The 25,767-nt window shown below is 34.3% G+C and carries 25 protein-coding genes; 14 read left to right on the forward strand and 11 right to left on the reverse strand.

All coding sequences use genetic code 11. The features are described from left to right. Positions 1 to 25: 25 nt before the first annotated feature. The 6 genes from NSQ18_RS08515 to NSQ18_RS08540 form a co-directional block, all read right to left on the reverse strand. Complete coding sequence (locus tag NSQ18_RS08515) at positions 26 to 1,210, reverse strand: NAD(P)/FAD-dependent oxidoreductase (RefSeq protein WP_016838379.1); 1,185 nt, start codon at positions 1,208 to 1,210, stop codon at positions 26 to 28. 39 nt (positions 1,211 to 1,249) lie between these two features. Continuing rightward, entirely contained in the window at positions 1,250 to 1,672 is a 423-nt protein-coding gene (locus NSQ18_RS08520) for a DUF1641 domain-containing protein (RefSeq protein WP_016838378.1), read from the reverse strand. A 477-nt stretch (positions 1,673 to 2,149) separates the two neighbouring features. Further along, a complete protein-coding gene (locus NSQ18_RS08525) occupies positions 2,150 to 2,698 on the reverse strand; it encodes an isoprenylcysteine carboxylmethyltransferase family protein (protein WP_339287706.1) in 549 nt (182 codons plus the stop codon). A gap of 1 nt (position 2,699) precedes the next feature. Next, positions 2,700 to 3,782 carry a 3-oxoacyl-[acyl-carrier-protein] synthase III C-terminal domain-containing protein gene (locus NSQ18_RS08530; protein WP_016838376.1) on the reverse strand — a complete coding sequence of 361 codons (1,083 nt, stop codon included), beginning with the start codon at positions 3,780 to 3,782 and terminating at the stop codon, positions 2,700 to 2,702. Between the two features lie 87 nt (positions 3,783 to 3,869). Then, the gene (locus tag NSQ18_RS08535) at positions 3,870 to 4,550 is read right to left on the reverse strand and encodes a hypothetical protein (RefSeq protein ID WP_096550162.1); all 681 of its coding nucleotides are present in this window, start codon (positions 4,548 to 4,550) and stop codon (positions 3,870 to 3,872) included. 142 nt (positions 4,551 to 4,692) lie between these two features. Then, on the reverse strand, positions 4,693 to 5,457 hold the full coding sequence (locus NSQ18_RS08540) for a MerR family transcriptional regulator (RefSeq protein ID WP_016838374.1): 765 nt from the start codon (positions 5,455 to 5,457) through the stop codon (positions 4,693 to 4,695). Between the two features lie 154 nt (positions 5,458 to 5,611). Here NSQ18_RS08540 and NSQ18_RS08545 point away from each other — a divergent pair, with 154 nt between their 5' ends. From NSQ18_RS08545 to NSQ18_RS08560, 4 genes are all read left to right on the forward strand, one after another. Beyond that, complete coding sequence (locus NSQ18_RS08545; RefSeq protein WP_016838373.1) at positions 5,612 to 6,247, forward strand: TrkA C-terminal domain-containing protein; 636 nt, start codon at positions 5,612 to 5,614, stop codon at positions 6,245 to 6,247. Positions 6,248 to 6,420: 173 nt separating this feature from the next. Further along, positions 6,421 to 7,623 (forward strand): glycine betaine/L-proline ABC transporter ATP-binding protein, encoded by a 1,203-nt coding sequence (locus NSQ18_RS08550; RefSeq protein WP_016838372.1) that lies wholly within the window; start codon positions 6,421 to 6,423, stop codon positions 7,621 to 7,623. Next, positions 7,616 to 8,467 carry a proline/glycine betaine ABC transporter permease gene (locus NSQ18_RS08555; RefSeq protein ID WP_016838371.1) on the forward strand — a complete coding sequence of 284 codons (852 nt, stop codon included), beginning with the start codon at positions 7,616 to 7,618 and terminating at the stop codon, positions 8,465 to 8,467. The genes NSQ18_RS08550 and NSQ18_RS08555 overlap by 8 nt, the downstream gene beginning before the upstream one ends. A gap of 17 nt (positions 8,468 to 8,484) precedes the next feature. Continuing rightward, positions 8,485 to 9,372: a glycine betaine ABC transporter substrate-binding protein gene (locus tag NSQ18_RS08560; RefSeq protein ID WP_339287710.1), complete on the forward strand. Its 888-nt coding sequence runs from the start codon at positions 8,485 to 8,487 to the stop codon at positions 9,370 to 9,372. A 34-nt stretch (positions 9,373 to 9,406) separates the two neighbouring features. Here NSQ18_RS08560 and NSQ18_RS08565 read toward each other — a convergent pair whose 3' ends face one another. Then, positions 9,407 to 9,850 carry a hypothetical protein gene (locus NSQ18_RS08565; protein WP_168412100.1) on the reverse strand — a complete coding sequence of 148 codons (444 nt, stop codon included), beginning with the start codon at positions 9,848 to 9,850 and terminating at the stop codon, positions 9,407 to 9,409. Between the two features lie 100 nt (positions 9,851 to 9,950). Then, complete coding sequence (gene nagZ / locus NSQ18_RS08570; protein WP_339287713.1) at positions 9,951 to 11,621, reverse strand: beta-N-acetylhexosaminidase; 1,671 nt, start codon at positions 11,619 to 11,621, stop codon at positions 9,951 to 9,953. Positions 11,622 to 11,848: 227 nt separating this feature from the next. Between nagZ and NSQ18_RS08575 the strand changes: the two genes are divergently transcribed. The 7 genes from NSQ18_RS08575 (at position 11,849) to NSQ18_RS08605 (ending at position 17,395) form a co-directional block, all read left to right on the forward strand. Next, on the forward strand, positions 11,849 to 12,520 hold the full coding sequence (locus tag NSQ18_RS08575; protein WP_016838367.1) for a nuclease-related domain-containing protein: 672 nt from the start codon (positions 11,849 to 11,851) through the stop codon (positions 12,518 to 12,520). A gap of 67 nt (positions 12,521 to 12,587) precedes the next feature. Beyond that, the gene (locus NSQ18_RS08580; RefSeq protein WP_339287715.1) at positions 12,588 to 13,385 is read left to right on the forward strand and encodes a putative RNA methyltransferase; all 798 of its coding nucleotides are present in this window, start codon (positions 12,588 to 12,590) and stop codon (positions 13,383 to 13,385) included. Positions 13,386 to 13,464: 79 nt separating this feature from the next. Then, positions 13,465 to 14,064 carry a 1-acyl-sn-glycerol-3-phosphate acyltransferase gene (locus NSQ18_RS08585; RefSeq protein WP_040764601.1) on the forward strand — a complete coding sequence of 200 codons (600 nt, stop codon included), beginning with the start codon at positions 13,465 to 13,467 and terminating at the stop codon, positions 14,062 to 14,064. A gap of 49 nt (positions 14,065 to 14,113) precedes the next feature. Then, positions 14,114 to 14,578 (forward strand): low molecular weight protein-tyrosine-phosphatase, encoded by a 465-nt coding sequence (locus NSQ18_RS08590; RefSeq protein ID WP_016838364.1) that lies wholly within the window; start codon positions 14,114 to 14,116, stop codon positions 14,576 to 14,578. Positions 14,579 to 14,719: 141 nt separating this feature from the next. Beyond that, entirely contained in the window at positions 14,720 to 15,439 is a 720-nt protein-coding gene (locus NSQ18_RS08595) for a YebC/PmpR family DNA-binding transcriptional regulator (protein WP_339287718.1), read from the forward strand. A gap of 208 nt (positions 15,440 to 15,647) precedes the next feature. Then, entirely contained in the window at positions 15,648 to 16,181 is a 534-nt protein-coding gene (locus NSQ18_RS08600; RefSeq protein ID WP_339287720.1) for a YdcF family protein, read from the forward strand. A 134-nt stretch (positions 16,182 to 16,315) separates the two neighbouring features. Then, positions 16,316 to 17,395 (forward strand): AI-2E family transporter, encoded by a 1,080-nt coding sequence (locus NSQ18_RS08605; RefSeq protein WP_339287722.1) that lies wholly within the window; start codon positions 16,316 to 16,318, stop codon positions 17,393 to 17,395. Positions 17,396 to 17,694: 299 nt separating this feature from the next. Here the strand turns inward: NSQ18_RS08605 and NSQ18_RS08610 are convergent, their stop codons facing one another. From NSQ18_RS08610 to NSQ18_RS08620, 3 genes are all read right to left on the reverse strand, one after another. Then, the gene (locus tag NSQ18_RS08610) at positions 17,695 to 18,711 is read right to left on the reverse strand and encodes an inorganic phosphate transporter (protein ID WP_339287724.1); all 1,017 of its coding nucleotides are present in this window, start codon (positions 18,709 to 18,711) and stop codon (positions 17,695 to 17,697) included. Between the two features lie 21 nt (positions 18,712 to 18,732). Further along, on the reverse strand, positions 18,733 to 19,353 hold the full coding sequence (locus tag NSQ18_RS08615) for a DUF47 family protein (RefSeq protein ID WP_016838358.1): 621 nt from the start codon (positions 19,351 to 19,353) through the stop codon (positions 18,733 to 18,735). Positions 19,354 to 19,567: 214 nt separating this feature from the next. Next, positions 19,568 to 20,731: an SAM-dependent methyltransferase gene (locus NSQ18_RS08620; protein ID WP_339287727.1), complete on the reverse strand. Its 1,164-nt coding sequence runs from the start codon at positions 20,729 to 20,731 to the stop codon at positions 19,568 to 19,570. A gap of 274 nt (positions 20,732 to 21,005) precedes the next feature. Here NSQ18_RS08620 and putP point away from each other — a divergent pair, with 274 nt between their 5' ends. The 3 genes from putP to NSQ18_RS08635 all read left to right on the forward strand — a co-directional run bounded on the left by putP (position 21,006) and on the right by NSQ18_RS08635 (position 25,721). Then, the gene (gene putP, locus NSQ18_RS08625) at positions 21,006 to 22,496 is read left to right on the forward strand and encodes a sodium/proline symporter PutP (protein ID WP_339287729.1); all 1,491 of its coding nucleotides are present in this window, start codon (positions 21,006 to 21,008) and stop codon (positions 22,494 to 22,496) included. A gap of 108 nt (positions 22,497 to 22,604) precedes the next feature. Beyond that, on the forward strand, positions 22,605 to 23,888 hold the full coding sequence (gene hflX / locus NSQ18_RS08630; protein ID WP_016838355.1) for a GTPase HflX: 1,284 nt from the start codon (positions 22,605 to 22,607) through the stop codon (positions 23,886 to 23,888). A gap of 345 nt (positions 23,889 to 24,233) precedes the next feature. Further along, positions 24,234 to 25,721 carry a peptide MFS transporter gene (locus NSQ18_RS08635; protein ID WP_016838354.1) on the forward strand — a complete coding sequence of 496 codons (1,488 nt, stop codon included), beginning with the start codon at positions 24,234 to 24,236 and terminating at the stop codon, positions 25,719 to 25,721. Positions 25,722 to 25,767 lie beyond the last annotated feature (46 nt).

Genomic DNA, 25,767 nt, shown 5'->3' on the forward strand with positions numbered 1-25,767 from the left:
CATGATTGCCGCACTTTTTTGGTCATTAATATACTAAACCGTATAATGCTTTAATGTGTGATAAGTAGCGTACATGGCTTGCTTCTTTCATAAGTGAAGCTGGTAAACCTTTTAGGTGAATATTGTTTTTACCAACAGTTGCTACACCGTCTTTACGTCCAAGGCTTGCAAGAGTACCAGAATTAACTGGGCTGAACTCTTTTAGTTTTTGGCCTTTAATTGTTGCGTAAATGTTGTAAGCTGCAGCTTCTCCCATTTGCCATGCATTTTGAGCAGTTGGTGCATATAATGGACGACCTCCATCTTCAGGAAGAGCAACGGAAGCATCTCCAACAACAAATACATCTTGATGTGATTTAGAACGTAAATACTCATCGATGATTGCTTTACCACGGTCGCATTCAAGACCAGATTCTTGAACGATTGGTAGAGCTGCAACTCCACCTGTCCAAACAAATGTGTTTGCTGTAATTGTGGAACCGTCTTTTAGTGAAATTACATTACCTTCTACACCTGTTACAGGAAGGCCAGTTAAGAATTCAACTCCACGAGCTTCTAAGCTTTTTGTTGCGCGTTCAATTAATTCATCAGGTAATACCGGTAAAATTTTTGGACCAGCTTCTATTAGTTTAATATTCAACTCGCTAGGGTCAACTGCGTATTTTGCACAAATATTTGGAGCGTTGTCTACAATTTCACCAACAAGTTCCACACCTGTTAAACCGCCGCCACCAATGACGATTGTTGCATCCGCAATATTTTTTGTTTTTGCATAGGAAGCAATTTTGCTTTCAATATGGTTGTAAATTCTTTTTGCATCATCTACAGATTTTAATACCATTGAGTTTTCTTCTAAACCAGGAATACCGAAGAAACCAGTTTGGCTACCAAGTGCTACAACTAAATAATCATAAGATAAGACAGAGCCGTTTGCTAAATATACTTCTTTATTTTTCACATTGAATGATTTTACTTCTTGGATAACCGTTTCAATGTCTTTACCTTTAAATAATTTCTTTAATGGGAAGGATATTGCTTGTTCAGAAATTGTTCCACCTGCAAGACGGTGTAATTCAGTAATTAATTGGTGATTAGGATATTTATTCACAACTGTGATTTTAGCTTCATCTTTACTTGCATATTTACGTAATGTTAGGGCCGTTAATAACCCACCGTAGCCTGCACCTAAGATGACGATTTCTTTTGACATATTATTCCTCCGTCCTTACTTTATTAAATAAACAAAACCTTATTGATTTTTGCGTTCAGCTGAAACTTCTAAAAATGCATTAGCAAAGCGTAATAGTTTTTGAACTTCTGGGTCCTTCAACAATTTTAATACTCCGAATAACCCGATTGCTTCTTTAGATTCGTCTGCACGTTCTTTTGCTTCAATAGCTGTTTGTGCTAAGCTTTTTACAGTACTCACAACTGGTTCAGAAACTTCTTTAATTGCGTTAACTGTGTCGCTCTTTAATACATCATCTGTTGCTACTTGTTGTGCAAAATCATAAGCCTTTGTAAGAAGTCCTACTACTTCGGCAAGCTTTGGAAGCTGTTCTACTAAATATGTTAAGGACTCTTGCACTTCTGGTTTTAATAATTGATCCAGTAAATCTTGTTTTTCTTTCAAAGCCGACTCTTGAACTTGATTCACTAATTCTTCTGCCATTACCCATTCTCCTTTACTTATCATTGTGCCCATTATTAAAAACAGCATAGATATTTCACATACAATAAAGAAAAAACTCTTCAATTATAACTATGTGAAATGTTTAACAATGTTAACTACAGTTTAAATATAATACAAATATTTCGTAAATCAAGTACTGTTTTTAATAGTGAGTGTTTTATTGGATGGTATGAATAAAAATAAAGATTGAAAGCGTTTTCCTTTTTTATAACTATTAATAATGAAAAAGAAAACCCAATCATTTTTTGAATATTTCTTAAATTGTGACAAATATTTTACAAAAGTGTTGACTTTTTTTGAATTTGCCGTCAATTTGAATTATACGCTTTATCTATTATAATTTCTAATATTATTTTGCTATTTGTTATTAGAAATTGATAACGAAAAGTTAAAACAAAGATTTTTTATTATTATGTTTACGAAAATAAAAATTATGTTGATGAAAATGGAAAAAATTCAGCTATGATGCTGAATTTTTTTATTAAATTCATATTCATAATTTGTCGCTTCCATTAATGCTTTTTCTTCAATTGGTATTCGAATCGATAACATAATGAAGTTTAACAAGGTAAATACAATGGCAGTAAAATAAGCTTGAAACATAATTGGCAATATAATAATTTCACAACAAACAACGAAATAATTTGGATGTTTAAGAAAAGCATATGGTCCCTTTTTAACAATTTGAGCTCCTGGCAACACAATAATTTTCGTATTCCAATACATACCTAATGAAGATAAGCACCATATTCTTAAAGATTGTACGAGTAGAAAAATAATAAATAAAGGTAGAAAAAGTGGGGATATTGTACGTTCAAATACAATGACTTCTACAATTAAACTGATGAAGAAACTTACATGTAACAATATCATGAAGGGATAATGTGAGGCCCCTACTTCATAAGCCCCAAGTTGCAGCATTTGTCTCTCGTTTCGTTTTGCAATAAACAATTCAAAAATTCTTTGTAAAATGACGATTGTTGTTACAATCATAAAAATTAGCATATTAATCCCTCCATTGCAGCAATACTGCTTCTCCACTAAATCCAGGTCCAAGAGCTACTATTAAACCATATGATTCATCTTTCTCGACGGTTTTCATATATTCATCTAAAACGTATAGTACCGTCGGCGATGACATATTGCCGTTTTGTTGAAGAATTTTTCGAGAAATAGCTGTATGTTTGTCGCTTAAATTCAGTGCTTCTTCGTAGGCTAATAACACTTTTTTCCCGCCAGGATGGGCAATGAAATGTTCAAGATCATTTAATGAAATGCCTGCCTCTTTGAAAAATGAATGGATGAATGGCCCTAGCCAATTAGAAATAATCGTCGGTATACTTTTTGAAAAGATGACATGAAACCCATCGTTTCTAACGTCCCAACCCATCACATTTTCCGAGTTAGGCATCCATTTTGAAGCTGTTTGAATGATATATGGTACTGTTTTTCGATTTTCTACTTTCGCTTCATCACCACAAATTAAGGCGCAAGCAACACCATCAGCAAAAAGTGATGCGCCAATTAAATTGCTTTTTGAAAAGTCATTTCGTTGGAAAGTGAGGCTGCATAATTCCACGCAGATGACAAGCACTTTTTCCTTTGGATGGGCAAGACAATAATCGTAGGCTCTACTAATTCCAGATGCTCCTCCAACGCAACCAAGCCCCCAAATAGGTAAACGTTTTATCCGATCTGAAAATTTCAATTTATTCATGATTCGAGCATCAATGCTGGGAGTTGATATGCCTGTGCTAGATACAAAGAAGATGGCATCAATTTCTTCTGTCGAAATTGGTCTTTTTAAATATAGTTCGTTTTGTAGACAACTTTGAATAGCTTTTACACTATAATCCACTGACAATTGAATATATAATTGATTGCGTTCTTCAAAAGTATGATCTTCTTTATGCCATTCTAACGGTACGCAAAAATGCCGCGTTTTTATTTCCCCATTTTCAAACACTTTTAATAGCCGCTCTAATTGCGGAATTTTATTTTGAAATAATGCCTTTGTAAATTGCTCTATTTCATGTTGATGTAATGTGTAGGGAGGTTTATAAGTACTGACAGATACAATTTTTGGCATTTATATCTTCCTTTATTAATTTTATTTCTAGCATTTCCAAGTGGATGAACGAGTATGCAAATAGTGGATAAGAGCAATTTCCTATTTTCAAGCTTCTTTTTCTGTGCGTTTATCATTTAATGAAAAAGTTTTTTGCAATAACTCTAAATACAATAAGAAGTAATCGATGCAGTCTTTAACAAGTTCTGTGTATGAGGAAAACTCCGGCCCCTTTTGATAATGCAAATAGTCGTTTTTTAATACTTCCAACAATTTTTTTGAGAATAAATGAATATTAGTTGAGTGGAATTTTTCTAAACACTGAATAAGGCTGCTGAATAGCACCATATCTTCAGAATCAGGGTGTTCGATAATTGCGATATCTTTCACAAGTACTTCAAGAGATTTAATATATCCAAAAAAGGCGATATCATCATTTCCTTGCAATTCTGCATGGATGGATTGGGTATATAAATTTTGAAATTTCTTCGATGTATTTTGAATGAGAGATTCATCTTGAAATGTATGACCCGGTATCGTTAACAAGTATCGCTCTTGGTTATTGTTTAGTTCTCCACAATTATTAACAACAAAATAGTCTTTTCGGCAGGAAGGGCAAGTTAATGACAAAATATGAATTTCAAAACTTTTATTTTCAAATCGATAGGTATTTTCAACCGTAGGATGTATATCTAAATTGCAGTGCGGACATTTATTTAAAATTATGTATTCTCGGTTGTCGTGGTTGTATTTAACTTTTGTTAGTTTTTTCTCATTTTTTTGCATCATTAGGGCAAATCTCCTTTATGAGCAGTTAGTGAACGATTGTTTCTTCAGCTATTATTTCCAATTTTTTAAGAAATCATTCAATACTTATAAAAAGTGGAAAAAGTCGCCCGATTAAATTCGGAGCGACTTTTCACTATATCTGTTATGAATTGTTTTCAAGGTAATGAATAATGGCATCTCTCAAAAATTCTGTACGACCCGTAACTTTTTGGTCATAATAAGCTTTAAAGCGTTCATCAGCGACATACATTTCCGCAAGTCCCCGGTGAGCTTCTTTTGAATAAGATGGCCAAGTGAAAGTGAGCCACTGTTTATGTTTCGCGGCAAGCTCTTGTGCAAGTGGTGATGTAGGATCTCCAATTTCATAAGCTTTTGCTAGTAGTTTTAGTATTTCGTCTCCAAGTTGCACAAATCTTTCGTAGTCTTCTTTCGACATGTTACGGAATTTTTCGTTGGACTTGCTGACGACATTCTCACCATATTTTTGGCGAATTTCCTCACCATATTTTTGTTCATTTTCTTCTATCAGTTTTTCCTTAAAAGCTTCAAATTTTTCTTCATTGCTCATCATCATTTCTCCTTTCTCATGGGCAATCGTTTTTTTTACGGATTCAATTAATCGGTCTAGGCGGGATCTCTTATTTCTAAGCTGTATTAAATGATTTTCCAACGCTTTTATTGAATCGTAATTTGGATCATTCATGATTGAAATAATTGTTTCAATGTTGACGTCTAATTCCCGGAAAAATAGAATTTGTTGCAATCGATTCACTTCTTCTTGACCATAAATCCGATAGCCAGAGCTGTTGATTCGTTTTGGTTTTAATAAATTAATTTCATCGTAATATCGCAATGTTCTTGTACTGATGCCTGCTAATTTTGCTAATTGACTAATTGTGTACTCCATTGAAATCCCTCCTGACAACTTCATCATAAAGGTTGACGTAACGTGAAGGTCAATATACAAATGAAAATATTTTTTTAGAGAAAAAACTGGCTACTGATATAGACATCGATTATATTTAACTTTGTAGTAACGGAATGAAAGGTTGATGCAATAGATGGGAGATAAAGAATTAAAGATTGTAAAGCAACCAAAATATCAAAAAATTGCTGCCGACATAGCGTCAAAAATTGTTGAGGGAAAATATTTAATAGGCGAAAAAATATATGCAAGATCTTCATTGGCAAGTCAGTATGGGGTCTCAGCTGAAACTGCAAGGAGAGCTATTGCCGTTCTACAAGACTTAGAAATTGTGGAAGCTACGAAAGGGAGCGGTGTTGTTATTAAGTCTTATGAAAAAGCGGCAAATTATATAAAGCAGTTTTTAGATGTTCAATCCATTCATCAAATACAATTGGAAATGTTAGAGAGCATTGACCGACAAAAAAAGGAACTGGATCAACTAAAAGAGACTGCAGAAAGATTAGTCAGCCGAACAGAGCGCTTTCGTTCAATTAATCCTTTTGTTCCATTTCATTTAGAAGTAATAAAGAATTCCCCATACTTATCTAAAACGATTGGCGAAATAAATTTTTGGCATCATACAATGGCAACGATTGTAGGTATACGTCGTGGGGAAGAACTGATCATTTCACCTGGACCATATACCACAATTGAACTGAACGATGTCATCTATTTTATTGGAAACGATGAATGTCTAGAAAGAGTACAAAAATTTCTATTTCCTAATTAAAAAAGGCTTACAGAAGCAAAATTGAGCTTTTGTAAGCCTTTCTTATTATATTTTTGTAGTTTCCGAGATTAGCAATTTGACAAAAGTAACAACCTGTTGTTAATATTGAGTTGTCACTTTTGTAACATTCTATTCATTTTTAAATAGATAAAAATGGTGGAAAGGAGTATGAGATGGAAAAAATTAAAGTTGAACATGTGACGAAAATTTTCGGTAAACATATAAATGCTGCGATGAAACTCGTGGAACAGAAAAAAAGCAAAACAGAAATTCTCAAAGAAACCGGCGCAACAATAGGGGTTTACGATGCGAATTTCACAGTAAACGAAGGAGAAATTTTTGTAATCATGGGTCTTTCGGGCAGCGGTAAATCGACATTAATCCGTCTATTAAATCGATTAATAGACCCTACTAACGGAAACATATACATCGACGGACAAAATATCTCCAAATTAAATAAAAAGGAATTAAGAAAAATTCGAAGAGATAAAATGAGCATGGTTTTCCAAAACTTTGGATTATTTCCTCATCGAACAATTTTGCAAAATACAGAATATGGTCTCGAAATTAAGGGAGTTCCAAAAGAGGAAAGGCGATTGAAAGCAGAAAAGGCTTTAGACAATGCTGGACTGTTGCCTTATAAAGACCAGTATCCAAGCCAATTATCAGGCGGAATGCAACAACGGGTTGGTCTTGCAAGAGCACTTGCTAATGATCCGGATATTTTACTAATGGATGAAGCTTTTTCTGCGCTCGATCCACTCATTCGGAAAGAAATGCAAGATGAATTATTAGATTTGCAACAAAGAATGAAGAAGACAATTGTATTTATTACTCATGATTTAAATGAAGCCCTTCGCATAGGGGATCGCATTGCGTTAATGAAAGATGGTGAAATTATTCAAATCGGAACAGGAGAAGAAATATTAACAAATCCAGCGAACGATTATGTTCGAAGCTTCACTGAAGATGTCGACCGTTCGAAAGTATTGACTGTCGAAAACGCAATGATACGTCCAGTATCCATTAACGTTGAAGCTGATGGACCAAAAGTTGCTTTACAGTTGATGAGAGAAGAAAAAGTGAGCGTCATCTTAGCGGTTGATAAACAAAGAAACTTTAAAGGATATATTACTGCTAACGATGCCCTTGAAGCATCTAAGCGTGGTGAAAGGCATCTACATGGAATATTAAGAAATGATATGCAGACGGTACCACCAGATACGTTAATTCAAGACGTGTTAGGGCCGATGTCCGATTCACCTACACCGATTGCCGTCGTGGAAAACGGAAAATTACTTGGCGTATTAATAAGAGGAGTAGTGATTGAGACACTCTCTTCATCTAACGGTAATGGAGGTGTTGATGATGAATAAAATGCTCGACTTTATTCCTTCACTTCCAGTTGCTGATTGGGTTGAAACGTTCATGGATTTATTAACAGACAATTTTGCCTCAATGTTTTCCTTTATTCAAAAATGGGGCAAAAATTCGATGGAATCCTTTACGGATTTATTGCTGCTTATTCCACCTATTTTGTTCATCCTCATTGTCGCTATCATCGCCTTCTTTGCCACAAAAAAGAAATTCGGATTAGCGGTATTTACGATTGTTGGATTAACGTTTATTTACAATCAAGATCTTTGGAAAGAACTCATGAATACCGTCACGTTAGTGGTGTTTTCAAGTATCATTGCAATCATTATTGGTATACCAATCGGAATTTTAATGTCAAAAAGTAATGTAGCGGAGAATATCATTAAGCCGATTTTGGACTTCATGCAAACAATGCCGGGATTTGTATATTTAATACCTGCCGTAGCCTTTTTTGGTATTGGTGTCGTACCGGGTGTTTTTGCATCGGTCATTTTCGCATTGCCGCCTACGGTAAGATTTACGAATTTAGGTATAAGACAAGTGCCGAAAGAGTTGGTGGAAGCTGCGGATTCCTATGGAAGTACAGGTTGGCAAAAATTGTATAAATTAGAGCTTCCATTAGCCAAATCAACAATTATGGCAGGCATTAACCAGACAGTGCTTTTATCATTATCAATGGTCGTCATTGCATCGATGATTGGTGCACCTGGATTAGGTCGGGATGTATTGTCGGCACTACAAAGAGCTCAAGTAGGAAATGGATTCGTTGCAGGTATCAGTTTAGTTATCTTTGCCATTATCATTGATCGCTTAACACAAAGTTTAAATAAAAAGAAATATTAATAGGAAGGAAGTATATAATGAAATTTAAAAAATTAATGATGATTGGACTAGCTTTAGGTTTGAGTGCAGCTTTAGCTGCGTGTGGAAATGGATCTTCTAATGATGTTGACAATTCAAATAAGGAAGAGGATAAAGAAATCAATTTAGCGTATGTTGAATGGGATTCTGAAATAGCATCAACTCATGTCATTGGAAAGGTGTTAGAAGATTTAGGTTATGATGTAACATTAACGCCACTAGATAATGCCATTATGTGGGAAGCTGTTGCAAATGGAGAAGCAGACGCATCGGTAGCGGCGTGGTTACCAGTTACTCATGGTGAACAATATGAAGCATATAAGGATGATATTGTTGACTTAGGTGAAAACTTATCAGGTGCAAAAATTGGATTAGTTGTACCTGAATACATGGAAAATGTAGACTCCATTGAGGATTTGAATAAACACGCTAATATGCAAATAACAGGCATTGAATCAGGTGCCGGTGTAATGCAAGCAACGGAAAGAGCCCTTCAAGAATATGAAAATTTAGCCGATTGGGAATTAGTACCATCTTCTTCAGGGGCGATGGCGGTTGCTTTAGGAGAAGCAATTAAAAATAAAGAAGAAATTGTTGTCACTGGATGGACTCCTCACTGGAAATTTGCGAAATACGAATTGAAGTATTTAGAAGATCCAAAAGGAGTATTTGGTGGGGAAGAAACAATTAACACATTTGTAAGAAAAGGGTTAGAAGATGAAATGCCAGATGCATTTAAAGTGTTAGATAATTTCCACTGGACAACGGCAGATATGGAATCAGTAATGCTTGATATCAGTAATGGTATGAGTCCAGCAGATGCTGCGAGCAAATGGGTTGAAGAAAATGCTGAAAAAGTAGCTAAATGGACAGAAGGAATCGAATAATGAAGTAAGGTGATGCGATTATCGCATCACCTTTTTATTTTTCTTTTACATCATATCCTATAACCGTCCAAATGCCTGTTTCATCTTGACGAATAAGCCTTTTTAAGTATACTGTTTGAATGTTTGTATCTGAATCATCCACTTCAACGATTGCTAGTTCGTTATCGCTATGAAGCAATTTTAAATTCTCCAGTTCAATAGGGTATTCCCCTTCAATACCGCTTGGTGAGATTTGAAGACTTACAAACACTTGTGTGGTTGCAATAGCATCAAGTCTCCACGGCGAATGCCCCTCATCAACACTTTTTTGAGTATTCTTTTCTATTTCTAAATTATATTGAACTTCTACTTGAGGAGAAATTTCTTTCGCTGATACTGGGAACATAATGTTTTCGTATATTCCAACACTTTCCAATTCAAAAGTTAGTTCGGTTGATTCAAGATATGCTGGAATTGCATTATAGTCCATAATCTCCACAGTGAAAACCTCCGTCTTTTCCAGATTTCCTAAGAGGAAACATGTTCTAAATTATAGTAGCTTTGTTTTAACTTTATTATTTACAAATTAGATGAAAATATTAATTATACTTGTTAAGAATAGTATGAATTTCTTTGTTTAATTCTTCTATGTTTGCATTTGGAATTAGTGAGTGGCTAAGTTGATATTTTTCTTTTAGCTTTAGAATTCGCATAACGCTTTCATTAATCCGCTGTTCAGAAATTTCACCACGTTGAACTGAAGTAACAAGTTCATCGATGATAGAAAAGATCTTATCTTCATCATGAGCAATTAAAATCATATCATTTCCAGCTTTTACTGATAGTAAAGCAGCTTCTTGTAATGAATAGTGGTTGGTAATTGCTTTCATCGTCATATCATCTGTGATGACAACACCGTTAAAACCGAGTTTTTCTCGCAATAACTCTGTAATGATGGTTTTTGATATAGATGCAGGATATTGTTTATCGATTTGCGGTAATAAAATGTGAGCTATCATCACAACATCTGCATTTTCTTCAATTGCCTTTTTGAACGGGAGTAATTCGACTTGATCTAATTCTTTTATTGATTTATTCACCATAGGGAGAGCTAGGTGAGAATCGACGGAAGTATCGCCATGGCCAGGAAAGTGTTTTATAACCGGTATGATATTTTCAGATTGTATTCCTTTCATCATTTGAATTCCTAAGGCTGCAACGATTGTTGGATCATGACTAATAGCACGGTGACTGATTACCGGATTGTTTGGGTTGCTATTCACATCTAAAACCGGAGCGAAATTCAGATTAAAGCCGAATGTAGCTAATTGTTTTCCTAACAATTTTCCGTATTCATATGCAAAAACTTCATTATTTTTTAATCCAACAGAATAATTTGTCGGTAAACTTGCAATTTCTTTTGGCAGTCGGTTGATGCTTCCGCCTTCCTGGTCAATCCCTAAAAAAATAGGATATTTATTATTGTTGTTAAGACTTTTCACTTCATTTAATAATGAGGTAATTTGCTGACTAGACTGTAAATTATCTTTAAAGAAGATGATGCCTCCAATTTTTCTTTCCACAATTAAACGTTTTACCTGATCATTCAACTTTTCCCCTGAAAAACCGATAAAGAACATTTGACCAATCTTTTCTTCTAAAGTCATATTGTCTACTAAGCTTGCGTACTTTGATGGATTATTTTTAGTAAGAATTGAGATATGATGCACTTTCGGGTTAGGCAAATCGTTCGACGGCTTTGGCAAAATCCATTTAATCAAGTAATAATCATTGACAGTGTAATACAAAATAATCTGAGCTGTTGTCTCATCTTCATAATAAGTTGTTTGTTCAGGTGCTCCCAGTACATCTTGAATATCTTGCATATGAATTTGGGATAAATGTTTGTCATAGGAACGAATATCAAAAATTTGCTGTCCATCCATTCCGATTGATAAATTGTGTGCAGGGTAATAAGCATAATTTCCAACAGTTGTATTTTCAATTCTTTCAGGTGAACCTAATATTTTTTCGACATCTTTAAATGTTGAGTTTCCAGCAATGATGGAACTATGGTAAACCTTTCCTTCCGCAGCATAGTTCATAATTTGCTGTATCAATTCTACTGCAGTTGGCTTTTCATGTTGAAATGGCGGATCTTTCGATAAATGTTCATCATTAGATGAATTTTGATTACCGTTCCAAACAAATATAATGAAGAATGCACTAGTCACAAGGATAATGAAACTAATAATAATGCCTTTTTTCATATGATTTCTCCTTTTTATCCTGTCATAAAATTAGTTGCTTAAGGGAAGAAAAAGTCACAGTCGACAAAGAAAGAGTTCAAAGAAATTGAATCGACAATATTTCCTAGGAAATTTCGATATTTTTCACCAAACAATAAAGGCAAAAAATAGATTCGATTCAAACGGGTTATCATAGCCAATACAAGGTGCATTTGGTAGAATAATGAATAACATAAGGGGGTATGGATATGGGAATTTTATTACTTATTGTTACCATTATGATTGGAATCCTTTTTGCTCTTCGTCTATACTCATTTGAAAATAGTGAATTTAGAAAAATCACAGGACATTCTTTATATAGTATTTGGGCAAATCCACATGTAAAAAATACATATAAATTAGTTCAGTCTTTAAAATATTTACAAGGTGAACACAAACTGTTAGTAAATGTTGCATTTAACGGTGCTAATAAAAATATCGATGCGATTGTTATTCATGAATCTGGCATTTATATTTTTTCAATTCAATCTATGAATGGCTGGATTTATGGTAGAGAACAAGATGGGCAATGGGCTCAAGCAGTACATAAACAAGATAAATTGAACACATTTGAAAACCCAATCAACGAAATGAAAAGAGCAGTATTAAACCTGAAGGAAAGTTTGACGAATGTAAAAGAGGATTTATTTCATTCAATCGTTCTATTTACAGACAGTTGTTCATTAAAAAAAATTATGACGAAATCAAATAATGTGTCAGTAATAAAAGTAAATGAATTAAAGCGTTTTTGGAAAAAACGAACTGATAAAAAGCTTACAGTAGAGGATATCCAAAAAATTCATCATTCACTAGAACAATTTGTTAATATTCATCAACCTTCTTATAAAATGAACATGGATCAAGCAACTACTAATCATTAATATCACAGTATATTGAAAGGAAATAACAATGGGAAAGCGCTCAAAACGGCAAAACAGCATAGAATTTATGAAAGAAAATAGAAGATTGTTTTCTTGTCCGATTTGTAATAATGAAATGGATGTCCATGATGACGGAGAGGTTTTCTGTAGTAATCGTCATAACTTTACGATTGCAAAACAAGGATATGTGAATTTTTTGACAAAACCTGTCCGTTCTATGTATACGAAAAATTTATTTGAATCTCGTAAAGTTGTAATTGATAGCGGTTTGTTCAATGAAATGCATAAACAAGTAGCAACTATCATTGGAAATTCAGTTAAGACAATTTTAGATACTGGATGCGGGGAAGGTTCCCATTTGGCTCGTATTTGTGAGCAGTTAAATGATGAGGTAGTTGGTGTAGGGGTTGATATTGCTAAAGAAGGAATTATTACTGCGGCAAAATATTATGACCGGAAAATTTGGTGCGTTGGAGATTTAGCAGATAGTCCTTTTCGTGAACAATCATTTGACGTAATATTGAATATTTTATCGCCAGCAAACTATGGTGAGTTTAAACGCCTGTTAAAGCAAGGGGGAAAATTGATTAAAGTAGTTCCCCAATCCGAATATTTAATGGAATTAAGAAAACAAGTATTTGCAAACTCAAAAAAAGAGCTTTATTCTAACGAGCAAACTGTCGTTCGATTTCATGAGCAATTTATGAACGTGTCACAACAAAGAATTACTTATAAAGTGCCTATTGAAAAGGAACTAATTCCTAAATTAATTGAAATGACTCCTCTAGGATGGCATGCAGAAACCCATGATATATCTTTAGAGGAATTGACGATTGATTTGGATATATTAGTGGGAGAAGTGTAAGTTTGTGATGAGATTGAAAGAAAGGGATGTTTTCTTTAAAATAAGAATGAATAAAAAAATTTAAGGGTAGGAATCAACAGTGTTATACGATTTCGGAGCTAGAGTAGTTAACGTGTTTTTAACAATAAATGGATCAAAAGCGAAGGTATATGGTAAGGAAAATTTACCAAAAGATGAGGGATACATCATTGCGTGTACACATAATGGATATATTGATATTTTAAACCTAGGTCTTTCCATATATCCTAGACAAATACATTTTATGGCAAAAAAACAACTATTTGATATTAAAGGGTTAGGTTGGTTGATTAAAAAACTGAACGCTTTTCCTGTCGATCGTGAAAATCCGGGACCGAGCGTGATTAAAATACCTCGTCAACTTCTAAAAGAAGGAAAAATTGTTGGAATTTTTCCGAGCGGTACTCGTACAACAAATAACACAGAGTTAAAACAAGGAGCAATTACTATTGCTCAACTTACAAAATCGAAAGTTGTTCCAGCAGCCTATATTGGTCCAAAAAATATAAAGGAAGTAATAAAAAGACAAAAAGGGTATTTAATATATGGTAAACCTTTTACCGTTCCTGCTGGAAAAGAAGCGCGGGATGAATACACTGCCTTTTTAGAAAAAGAGCTTCAAAGATTAACAGAAGAAATACAACGAACAAATGGAAAATAATTAGCACTTTCCGTCATCGGAAGGTGCTTTTTCAAAAGGGGTTGTTATGATGAAACGTGTACTTTTCGTATGCTTAGGAAATATTTGCCGCTCGCCAATGGCTGAAGCAGTATTTAGAGACTTGCTAAAAAAGAGAGGATTAGAAGATAAAATCGAAGTGGATTCTGCTGGAACAAGTTCATGGCACGTCGGAGAACCACCGCATTACGGTACTTCCAACAAATTAAAAGAATATAATATTTCCACAGAAGGAATCACTGCGCGGCAATTGAAAAAAGATGATTTTGAAAAGTTTGATTATATTGTTGGTATGGATGAAAGTAATATAAGGGATATATGTAGAATATTAGGTCAAACGGAACATCCTAAAATTTTCCGTTTTCTTGATTTAACTTCACACAAAAAAGACGTTCCAGATCCATATTATACGGGGGATTTCCAAGAGACATATGACTTAGTTGTAGATGGTTGCGAAGCATTATTGAGCAAAATAATAGAAGAGATGGAAGATTAAAGGTTGATATTATAAAGGCATTTTACAAAAAAATCAAGTAGCGATTATTTTCATCAAAGAAATCATGGTGTATAATGATACAGTCGTATTTGTTAGAATGAAATTTTACTGATATTTTGAATAGGAAAGAGAGTGAATCCAATGGGTCGCAAATGGAATAATATTAAAGATAAAAAAGCAGAAAAAGATAAAAACACCAGCCGAATTTATGCAAAATTTGGTAAGGAAATTTATGTAGCTGCAAAAAAAGGTGAACCAGACCCAGAATTAAATCAGGCATTAAAGGCAGTATTAGAAAGAGCAAAAACATATAATGTACCTAAACATATTATTGATCGTGCCATTGAAAAAGCAAAAGGTGCTGGCGGAGAAGATTATGATGAACTTCGTTACGAAGGCTTTGGTGTCGGTGGAACAATGGTGATTGTTGATGCGTTAACAAACAATGTGAACCGTACCGTTTCGGAAGTCCGTGCTGCTTTTGGCAAAAACGGAGGAAATATGGGTGTAACAGGTTCGGTATCATATATGTTTGATTCTACTGCGGTATTTGGAATTGAAGGTAGGTCAGTAGATGAAGTGTTAGAAATTTTATTAGAAGCGGATATTGATGCACGTGATGTGTTTGATGAAGAGGGAATCACAATCGTTTATGCGGAGCCAGATCAATTCCATGTTGCTCAAGAAGCATTCAAAGCAGCAGGTATTGAAGAGTTTACAGTAGCTGAATTAACAATGCTTCCACAAACTGAAGTAAAACTAACTGGGGAAGACAAAGTGAAATTTGAAAAAATGATTGATGCATTAGAAGATCTTGAAGATGTACAACGTGTATATCATAACGCAGATTTAGAAGATTAATATTCAATAAAGGAAAGACCGTAACATGTTGAGTGTCACGGTCTTTTTTTCATTGTCAGTTTTTGGGGAAGTGGACTTTCAAAGAAAAATTCCACGTTTCTAAAGTATAATTTTGGAACTTTATAATCGTTTAAACGTAAGTACTAAGAGAAAACCTTAAGGTGATGATATGAAAAAAAGTTTTTTAATAATATTAGGAATTTTAATAGTGAGTAGTGTAGCTTTATTTACTTGGTCCTATAAAACCATGAAACAGCCAATACCGGTTGCAGATGGTACTTATGAATATGCGATTTTATTAGGAGCGAAAGTAGAATCGGATGGAAGACCAAGCTTAACTTTGCAGTATCGTTTGAAAGAGGCGATAAAGTATTTGAAATCCTATCCTCATGTAAACGTCATCGTTTCTGGTGGGAAAGGGTTGGACGAACCGATTAGTGAAGCTGAAGCAATGTACACATTTTTAGTGGAATCAGGAATTGAAGAATATCGAATTATCCGTGAAGAACAAGCAACGTCTACATACGAAAATTTACTATATTCTAAAAAATTACTGCCAACCAATACAAAAAACGTTACGCTTATTACTAGCGATTTTCACTGTGCACGTGCAAAAATATTAGCAAATAAACTGGATTTAGAAGTGGACATAGTTGCATCCAAAACACCGAAAATTGTTGAGCAGAAGTTACATATTCGTGAACAGTTTGCACTCATAAAAACATTAATCCTTGGAAAATAAAACTTCCAACCGAATTGTAATGAGTGGAAAATGCTCGCAATTAAACACTCTTTATTGATTCTTTTTTATAAACGAAAATAGATTTGTATAGGAATTTTCAGGAAGTGTTAAACTTGGGTAGGGGTGAGTGAACGATGACAAAAAAATTATGGTTTCAAGTGGGAATTGGATTATTAATTGCCTTATTAATTATTAAATATGTAATAGAAATTCATTGGATTTTTAATCCCATTGTTATTATTATCAAAACAATTTTTATTCCAGTGTTATTAAGTGGCGTCCTTTTTTACATATCAGAGCCTTTCCAGCGTTGGCTAGAAAAAAAGGGACTTCCTAGATGGGCAAGTATTTCAACGATTGTATTAGTATTAGCAGGATTAGTAACGGGATTATTGTTAATTGTCGGAAATCCGATTGCTGAACAAGTGAACCGCTTAGTGCAAAATTCCCCAAATATTGGCGATAAAATAATGGAAGCAACGGATTTTATTCTAGAAAACAAAGACAATTTACCTCCTCAAGTTGAAAACTTCGTTGATTCTGTAACAAGTTCTATTCAAGACATTGTCGTTGTAGGTAGTAAAAGCATTGTAAACTTTGTTAGCGGTACTGTTTCTACAATTTTTACTTTAATTTTGGTTCCATTCTTTTATATTTTCATGTTAAAGGATCATGAAAAATTTGCACCAAATATTTACAAGATTTTTACCGGCGAGCGTCGGATATGGGTAAAGAATACGTTAGAAGACATCAATGAAGTACTAAAAAACTATGTACAGGGACAAGTACTTGTGAGTTTAATTTTAGCAACGATGATGTTTATTGGATACTTAATTATCGGACTTGAATACGCTTTATTACTTTCAATTTTTTCCTTTTTTATGAATATGATTCCGTTTATTGGTCCATGGATTTCGTTGGCGCCAGCAATTCTTGTCGCCATTATTCAAGATCCAGTCTTGGTAATTTGGGTATGTGTGATTACCCTTGTTGCTCAACAATTGGAGAGCAATTTAATTACTCCAAATGTTATGGGGAAATCTTTAGATATCCATCCGTTAACGGTTATTACAGTAGTATTAGCTGCTGGTAATATAGGTGGTTTTATTGCAATTATGATTGGAATTCCAACTTATGCGGTATTAAAAGTAATTGTAAAGAATATCTATGAGGAGCGGAAGAAAATTAAAGAAGCTGCAACGAAAACGTTATAATATAAAACAGTATACACCTAAAGAGAAGCTGTTTTTTTAAATCTTGTATTGTATACTTAGATAAGGCATTTTATTAGAGAGCGATTATTAGAAAAAGGGGATTTTGTATGAGCGGAAAGAGAGCTGCTATCATTCTCGTAAGTATTATGCTTTTAGTTAGTATTTTGGTGATCGTTGCCATTTCAATCTTTTATGCCACTTATCAGCCAACTATAAACCAAAGTATGATACCTTTTGAATTGAGTCATTCCAATAATACAATATAAAAAACACGAGCGTTTATAGCTCGTGTTTTTTATTTAGAAGAATAAATCCAATATGAAATAAACACAACTAGCAATTACTGCTGAAATTGGCATTGTAATAATCCAAGTTAAAACAATTTTACGAGCTACTCCCCATTTAACACCTTTTACACGTTGAGCAGATCCCACACCCATAATGGATGAAGAGATAACATGAGTTGTTGATACCGGTAAGTGAATTAAGGTTGCTCCAAAAATAACAGTAGCAGATGCTAAATCGGCTGCAGCGCCATTAACAGGTCGGATTTTCATAATTTTTGTACCAACCGTTTTAATGATTTTATATCCTCCGATGGAAGTTCCTAATCCCATTGCAAGCGCACAGGCAATTCGTACCCAATCTTGTACATCGTTATCTGATTGGATGCCGGCAGCGATTAAAGCCATTGTAATGATTCCCATCGCTTTTTGGGCGTCATTCGTACCGTGAGTGAAAGCCTGTAATGCTGCGGTAAAGATTTGCATCGTACGGAATCCTTTATTGGTACGATAAAGGTTTAAATTTTTAAACAACAACTTGAATATTGACATGAATAAAAATCCGACACCAAAAGCGATAAATGGAGAAAAAATTAACGCCTCTAAAATGCCGATAAAACCTTTATAATTGAGAATATCAAATCCCGCTGCAGCAATTGCTGCTCCAGCAATGGAACCAATTAATGTATGAGAAGAGCTAGACGGAATTCCAAAATACCAAGTAAGTAAGTTCCATGTAATCGCAGAAATAAGTGCTGCTAAAATAACGACAGATCCCGTTGTATCATCTGGCGTTTGATTCAGTGAAAATGGGTCTACGATATCGCTAGCAATTGCTTTTGCTACTCCTACAAAAGAAATTGCTCCAAGGAAGTTCATGATAGCAGCAAGCATTACAGCTGTACGCGGTGGCAGTGCACGGGTTGAAACAGACGTAGCAATCGCGTTTGCTGTATCGTGAAATCCGTTAATAAAGTCAAATGCGAGCGCAAATATAACGATTAATATTGTGATGATTAAAATGGCATCCATATCTAAAACTCCGCTCCGTTATTATGCATTGCGCATGATAATTGTTTCTAGTGTATTTGCTACGTCTTGGCAATGGTCAGCGATATCTTCCAATTGGTTGTAAATATCTTTATATTTAATTAAACGGATTGGATCTTTTTCATTTAAGAATAGTTGTTTAATGGATGAACGGGATACTTCATCACATTCTCGTTCATAGTCCTTGATTAAAATAATATGATTTCTCATTGAAGTTAAATCTTTTTTATTTAACAAGTCGATTGCTGATACAATTTCATCTGCACTTCTTGTTATGTATTTTAAAAATGTGCGCATTGACTCGTCTAATTCTGGAATGGAGAACATCTCTAAGTGAGCAAAACATTGCTCTATACCATCTAATACATCGTCCATTTTAATAGCTAATGCTAAAATATCTTCTCTTTCGATTGGTGTCATAAATGACTTATTTAACATGACGATAAGTTCGTGTATTAAATTGTCACCATCCGTTTCAAATTTTTTAACTTTGATACTTAATTCCTTTAAATCAGCAATTGAATCGATATTAAAGTCGTTAGCAAAGTGAACTGCATCTCGCATGTTTTCAGCAATTTTGTGTAATGACACAAAAAATGGATCTGATTTTTTTGGATTAAACATGAAAGTAATGCCCCCTGATATACGTTAGTTTTAAAACCTTTATTATGATAGCAAAAAAAATTCAAAAACTATAGAATGTAAATGCGGAAAATAACAAAATTTACATTCCTGTAATATTTATTTGGTAAGAATTAGTTATTGTAGTGAAAATAAGGAATATAAATAAGCATATTAATTGGCAGTGCCATATTAATATGCTTATTATGGATTGACTTTATGATAAGTATTCTTCAAGTTCCTTTTGCAAAAATGGCTTTGCTGATAAGAATTCAATAAAAGCTTTGTATCTTTCTAATTCGTTTTTGCCCGGTTTCTTTCCAGTATAAAAACCACGTATCAATATATTTTTAGGTGTATGCTCCATATCGATAAATTCCATTAACTGTACTTCATATCCGACTAATTTTAATATTTCTGCACGAATTGAATCGGTTGCGAGAGCGGCAAAACGTTCTTTGATTAATCCGTGTTGTGTCATGATTTCTAATTGCGGGGCGTTTAATTGACGATTCAATTCATGTTGACAGCATGGTACGCTTAAAATAACTTTTGCTCCCCACTTTACAGCTCGAGCCAGTGCCATATCTGTTGCCACATCGCAAGCATGTAATGTTACAACCATATCGACAGAAGTCTCTTCATCGTAATCATTTATATCTCCTACAATAAATTCTAAATTGTCATAATGTAAATCTTTTGCAATATTATTACATTCTTCGATTACTTCTTTTTTTAAATCGAGTCCTGTAACTTTAAGATCTAAACCTTTTTCGATTTTTAAATAATGATATAAGGCAAAGGTTAAGTAAGACTTCCCAGAGCCAAAATCGATAATCCGAATTTGCCGATTTTTCGGTAAGTAATTTAAGGAATCGTCAATAAATTCGAGGAACCGGTTGATTTGTCGGAATTTGTCGTATTTTTGTTTTTTGACTTTTCCATCAGGAGTTTGAACCCCAAGCCGCACTAAGAATGGATAAGGAGTTGTTTCATTCAGCAAGTAATTCTTTTTACGGTTATGGGCTAAAGACAGCTCTTTTTTCATTTTTGTTTGTTCTTCTTTCCAAAAGACTTTATTCTTTTTAGATAATTGGATTTGAATTAAGCGATCGGTGAATTGCCCGTGAAATTGTCTAAATTGCTGTAGCAACTCATCTAAATAGGGATGGAAATTTTCTAATAGGATATTTTTATGTTTTAATATCCTTTCATATTGATATTCGAGTTGAATATGGTATTGTCCCTTTATTTCAACTGGATTTAATTTAACTCTTTTCAATTCATCTGATTTTTTCCTTGGTTGACTAATGGTTGCAGATATTAGTTTTTTATTAAAAATATGCTCAAGCAATTGTTGTTTCATATCAGTAAATTCCATGGATATCAAACCTTCTTCGTTTTAGGATAATCGACAATAGTTTAACACATAATACATTATTGTTATAGAAAAGGTCGAGAAAATTGTAAACCATGTTGACGGAAAATTATTTTAAAACGGAAAATTATACAAAAAGAGAATTTTCCAAAAAAATATTATATCCAAAAAACCTATCCCTATGTTAAAGTATTGTTATAAAAGATTTCTTAGAAATCGACATTTTTTTCTCTATTTCGACACATTTTAAGTATGTAACAACAAGGAGGAGAATTTTATGAGTGAGTATGCTTTCCAAATGTTTGCGATCATATTATATATGATTGCAATGCTATTAATTGGTTGGTATGCATTCAAAAAAACATCTAACTTAAAAGAGTACATGTTAGGTGGGCGCGGATTAGGGCCAATTACAACCGCTCTAAGTGCTGGAGCAGCCGACATGTCAGGTTGGTTATTGATGGGGTTACCTGGTGCCATTTATGCAGCAGGTTTAGTAGAAGCGTGGATTGCGATTGGTTTAACAGTTGGACAATATTTAAACTATGTTTTAGTCGCACCGCGTTTACGTGTTTATACGCAAATTTCCAAAGACTCTATTACAATCCCAAGCTTTTTAGATAACCGACTTCGTGACAATACGAAATTACTTAGAATTGCATCAGGAATCGTTATTCTTGTATTCTTCACGTTCTATGTTTCTTCTGGTATGGTTTCTGGCGGTAAGTTTTTCCAAAGTTCATTTGGATTTGATTATCACACTGGGATGATCCTTGTAAGTGCAGTTGTTATCATTTATACATTATTTGGTGGATTCTTAGCGGTAAGTTATACAGACGTAGTACAAGGAACAATTATGTTCTTCGCTTTAATTTTAGTTCCTCTTATAGGAGTTTTCGTTACAGGAGGATTTGGTGAAACTGGAAGCGCTATCACTGCTGTAAATCCTGAACATTTAAGTTTATTACCGTCAACAGCAGTTGCTGCAGGAATTATTTCTTCTGTTGCTTGGGGTCTTGGATATTTCGGACAACCACATATCATCGTTCGTTTCATGGCCATTAATACTGTAAAAGAAATGAAAAGTGCTCGTCGTATCGGTATCGGCTGGATGATTTTAAGTTTGGTTGGTGCGATGTGTACGGCGCTAGTGGGTGTTGCTTACTTCCAACAAAACGGAATGACACTTAATGACCCAGAAACGATTTTTATTGAAATGGGGAAAATTTTATTCCATCCATTTATTGCAGGGGTTTTACTTGCAGCGATTTTAGCGGCAATTATGAGTACGATTTCTTCTCAATTAATCGTTACTTCCTCTGCATTAATTGAGGATATTTATAAAGCGTTGTTCAAAAAAGATGCTACCGATAAGCACTATGTGACAGCTGGACGTGTAGCGGTATTGATTGTAGCTATTGTCGCAATGATTTTAGCTTGGAATCCAAACAACTCAATTTTAGATTTAGTTGGATTTGCTTGGGCTGGATTTGGTTCATCCTTTGGTCCAATTATTATCCTTGCTCTATATTGGAGAAAGTTAACAAACATTGGTGCATTAAGCGGAATGGTTGTTGGTGCTATTGTAGCATTCGTTTGGGGTCAATCTGCTACTCTTTCAGGCATGATTTATGAAATGGTTCCTGGATTCTTCTCTAACTTAGTTGTAGCAGTTATTGTAAGTATGATTACGTATAAACAAAATCCAGAAATTGAAGAAGAATTCAATCAAACATTAGAGGTTTTAAAAGCTGAAAAGGAAAAATAATGAGTTATCGAGGAAGATCCACAACTTTGTGTTGTGGGTCTTTCTTTTTCTTTCACAGGGTATACTGTATAATAACGGGATAAGACCCATTGTTCGGAGGGAAGGATTATGACTCAGTTAAAAGAAGTAGAGATGATTAAAGAGAAAGCAATATTAGTGGGTGTCAACTTAAATGACCCAAATTTTGAATATTCAATGGAAGAATTGGAAAATTTAGCGGAAGCCCTTGACGTCGAAGTGGTAGGGCAAGTAACTCAAAATTTAGAGCGCGTTAATCCATCTCATTATGTAGGAAAGGGAAAAGTAGTAGAAATTAAAAATTTTTTTGATGAAGTTGGTGCAAACTTAGTCATATTCAACGATGAACTATCTCCTTCGCAAATCCGAAATTTAGAAAGTGATTTAGATTGCAAAGTGATTGACCGAACAACGTTAATTTTAGATATATTTGACCGCCGAGCAAAAACAAAAGAGGCTAAATTGCAAGTTGAATTGGCACAGCTGCAATATATGTTGCCTAGATTAGTTGGATTACATTCTTCTTTATCAAGACAAGCTGGAGCAACAGGTGGAGGTCTTCGAAATAGAGGACTTGGTGAGACAAAACTAGAGCTCGATCGACGGAAAATTGAAGACCAAATTACAAAGTTGCGAAAAGAACTAGAACAAATTAAAGAACAACGAGATACTCAAAGAAAAAAGCGACGTAAAAGTGAAATTCCTGTAGTGTCACTAGTTGGGTATACTAACGCAGGGAAGTCAACAATTATGAACCAAATGCTTGCAAAATTTGGGCAAGAGGACAAAGAAGTATTTGAAAAGGACATGCTGTTCGCAACGCTAGACACCTCAGTGCGAAAAATTGAATTACCGGATAAAAAACAATTTTTACTAACTGATACCGTTGGATTTGTAAGCAAGCTTCCCCACCAATTAGTAAAAGCTTTTCGATCAACATTAGAAGAAGCGAGAGATGCGGATTTATTGTTACATGTAGTGGATGTTTCTAACAGTGAATATAAGTTTATGATGGATGTTACGAATCGTACATTAAAAGAAATTGGAGTAGAAAATGTTCCAACCATTTACCTTTATAATAAATGTGACTTAGCCAATATTGCTTACCCAAAAGTTTACGGAGAAGACCTTTGGATATCCGCGAAAGAAGGCAAAGGATTGAATGAGTTAGTTGAATGTATTCGTAAACATCTTTTTTCCAATTATTATACTTGTGAAATGTTCATTCCTTTCAGCCGGGGGGATATCGTATCCTATTTAAACGAGAATGCTTCAGTAAAGTCAACAGAGTATGAAGAAGCGGGAACAAAATTAATAGTAGAATTGAAAGAATCGGATTATAAAAAGTTTGAGGACTTTGTAGTCAAGAAATAGCAGAAAGCGAGTGGAATCAAATTCCCCTCGCTTTTTTAGTATGTATTGACTTGTTACATTCCAAACTACATAACAGGTATCAAGTTAAGAAAAATTTTTCAAGGGATAGTAAATTAGTTGTTTTGTTATACCTAAATAATAAAAAAGGGGTGGTTAGAAAGACGAAAAAACGTTAGAATGATAAGAAATTTAGGAAAATAACAAATAAACTTAAAATTTAAACATTATACAGATATATTGAAAATGTTATAGAAATTATTTAAAAATAGATATTGTAGTTGCTTCGGAAGTGATGAAATTTTCAGAAAAAAATAAAAAGTATAATAAAAGAAAGAAGGGAAAGATATGTTATCTAAAGAGGAAATTGTGAAATCTGTCCCCCAGAAAGGCTTTTTTGGACATCCTAAAGGCTTATTCACACTATTTTTTACTGAGTTCTGGGAACGTTTCTCATATTATGGAATGCGCGCCATTTTAATTTTTTATATGTACTATGAATTACATGAAGGTGGATTGGGGCTTGAACGCGGAACTGCAAACTCCATTATGGCCATCTACGGTTCTTTAGTATATATGTCTGGTATTATTGGTGGATGGTTGTCTGACCGAGTTTGGGGTCCTCGTAAGACGATGTTTTATGGCGGAATCCTCATCATGATCGGGCATTTCATTTTAGCTCTTCCACTTGCTTTAACAGGTCTCCTTATATCAATGGTATTTATCATTATTGGTACAGGTTTATTAAAAACGAATGTTTCATCAATTGTCGGCGAGATATACGCAGAAAAAGATAGCCGTCGCGACTCTGGTTTTAGTATTTTCTACATGGGTATTAACATGGGAGCATTTTTAGCTCCGTTTATTGTTGGGACTGTAGGGGAAACTTATAGCTTCCATTTAGGATTCGGTTTAGCAGGTATTGGAATGCTGATCGGTTTAATTATTTACATAGCCACGCAAAAGAAAAATCTGGGCTTAGCAGGTCTTCAAGTTCCAAACCCATTAAATGAAGCCGAGAAGAAAAAAGCGATTTTGAATTTCACAATCATTATTTTAGCGATTGTTGTTGTATTAGGCGGTTTGTATGCAACTGGCAATTTAACAATGGGTGTATTTAGTACGATTATTACAACTTTAGGTGTATTAATTCCTACAGCATTTTTCATCATCATGTATAGAAGTCCAAAAACGACAAAAGATGAAAAATCTCGTGTGTTAGCATACATTCCTTTATTTATTGCCGCAGTAATGTTCTGGGCAATTCAAGAGCAAGGTGCAACTATTTTGGCAACTTATGCAGATACGAGAACAAATCTAAATGTTGGCGGCTTTGAATTAAAAGCTTCTTGGTTCCAATCGTTAAATCCATTATTTATTATTCTTTTCGCTCCAGTATTTGCTTGGATTTGGATAAAACTAGGTAATCGTCAACCTTCAACACCACTGAAGTTTTCCTTTGCACTATTCTTCGCAGGTGCATCATTCTTAGTGATGATGATTCCTTCAAAACTGTCTGGTGGAACAGAACTAGTAAGTCCATTATGGCTAGTATTATCATTTTTCTTAGTAGTAATTGGGGAGTTATTGCTTTCTCCAGTGGGGCTATCTGCAACGACAAAACTTGCTCCACAAGCTTTTGCTTCTCAAACAATGTCTCTTTGGTTCTTAACTAGCGCGGCTGCACAAGCTATCAATGCACAGCTAGTGAGAATTTATGAAGCAGTTACGGAAATTGTTTATTTTGGTGCACTTGGTGGATTATCCATTATTCTTGGTGTCATCATATTACTATTTACTCCGATTATTTCTAAAGCAATGAGAGGAGTAAAATAATAGGAAGGGGAGCCGTTTGATATTTTGAAACGGCTCCTTTGCGACA

The organism is Ureibacillus sp. FSL K6-0786 (assembly GCF_037965165.1).
Lineage (GTDB): Bacteria > Bacillota > Bacilli > Bacillales_A > Planococcaceae > Ureibacillus > Ureibacillus thermosphaericus.

Excerpts from the sequence above, each read along its gene's own strand:
- NSQ18_RS08515 (WP_016838379.1), bottom strand. The coding sequence starts at position 1,210 with ATGTCAAAAGAAATCGTCATCTTAGGTGCAGGCTACGGTGGGTTATTA.
- NSQ18_RS08520 (WP_016838378.1), bottom strand. The coding sequence starts at position 1,672 with ATGGCAGAAGAATTAGTGAATCAAGTTCAAGAGTCGGCTTTGAAAGAA.
- NSQ18_RS08525 (WP_339287706.1), bottom strand. The coding sequence starts at position 2,698 with ATGCTAATTTTTATGATTGTAACAACAATCGTCATTTTACAAAGAATT.
- NSQ18_RS08530 (WP_016838376.1), bottom strand. The coding sequence starts at position 3,782 with ATGCCAAAAATTGTATCTGTCAGTACTTATAAACCTCCCTACACATTA.
- NSQ18_RS08535 (WP_096550162.1), bottom strand. The coding sequence starts at position 4,550 with ATGATGCAAAAAAATGAGAAAAAACTAACAAAAGTTAAATACAACCAC.
- NSQ18_RS08540 (WP_016838374.1), bottom strand. The coding sequence starts at position 5,457 with ATGGAGTACACAATTAGTCAATTAGCAAAATTAGCAGGCATCAGTACA.
- NSQ18_RS08545 (WP_016838373.1), top strand. The coding sequence starts at position 5,612 with ATGGGAGATAAAGAATTAAAGATTGTAAAGCAACCAAAATATCAAAAA.
- NSQ18_RS08550 (WP_016838372.1), top strand. The coding sequence starts at position 6,421 with ATGGAAAAAATTAAAGTTGAACATGTGACGAAAATTTTCGGTAAACAT.
- NSQ18_RS08555 (WP_016838371.1), top strand. The coding sequence starts at position 7,616 with ATGAATAAAATGCTCGACTTTATTCCTTCACTTCCAGTTGCTGATTGG.
- NSQ18_RS08560 (WP_339287710.1), top strand. The coding sequence starts at position 8,485 with ATGAAATTTAAAAAATTAATGATGATTGGACTAGCTTTAGGTTTGAGT.
- nagZ (WP_339287713.1), bottom strand. The coding sequence starts at position 11,621 with ATGAAAAAAGGCATTATTATTAGTTTCATTATCCTTGTGACTAGTGCA.
- NSQ18_RS08575 (WP_016838367.1), top strand. The coding sequence starts at position 11,849 with ATGGGAATTTTATTACTTATTGTTACCATTATGATTGGAATCCTTTTT.
- NSQ18_RS08580 (WP_339287715.1), top strand. The coding sequence starts at position 12,588 with ATGAAAGAAAATAGAAGATTGTTTTCTTGTCCGATTTGTAATAATGAA.
- NSQ18_RS08590 (WP_016838364.1), top strand. The coding sequence starts at position 14,114 with ATGAAACGTGTACTTTTCGTATGCTTAGGAAATATTTGCCGCTCGCCA.
- NSQ18_RS08595 (WP_339287718.1), top strand. The coding sequence starts at position 14,720 with ATGGGTCGCAAATGGAATAATATTAAAGATAAAAAAGCAGAAAAAGAT.
- NSQ18_RS08605 (WP_339287722.1), top strand. The coding sequence starts at position 16,316 with ATGACAAAAAAATTATGGTTTCAAGTGGGAATTGGATTATTAATTGCC.
- NSQ18_RS08610 (WP_339287724.1), bottom strand. The coding sequence starts at position 18,711 with ATGGATGCCATTTTAATCATCACAATATTAATCGTTATATTTGCGCTC.
- NSQ18_RS08615 (WP_016838358.1), bottom strand. The coding sequence starts at position 19,353 with ATGTTTAATCCAAAAAAATCAGATCCATTTTTTGTGTCATTACACAAA.
- NSQ18_RS08620 (WP_339287727.1), bottom strand. The coding sequence starts at position 20,731 with ATGGAATTTACTGATATGAAACAACAATTGCTTGAGCATATTTTTAAT.
- putP (WP_339287729.1), top strand. The coding sequence starts at position 21,006 with ATGAGTGAGTATGCTTTCCAAATGTTTGCGATCATATTATATATGATT.
- hflX (WP_016838355.1), top strand. The coding sequence starts at position 22,605 with ATGACTCAGTTAAAAGAAGTAGAGATGATTAAAGAGAAAGCAATATTA.
- NSQ18_RS08635 (WP_016838354.1), top strand. The coding sequence starts at position 24,234 with ATGTTATCTAAAGAGGAAATTGTGAAATCTGTCCCCCAGAAAGGCTTT.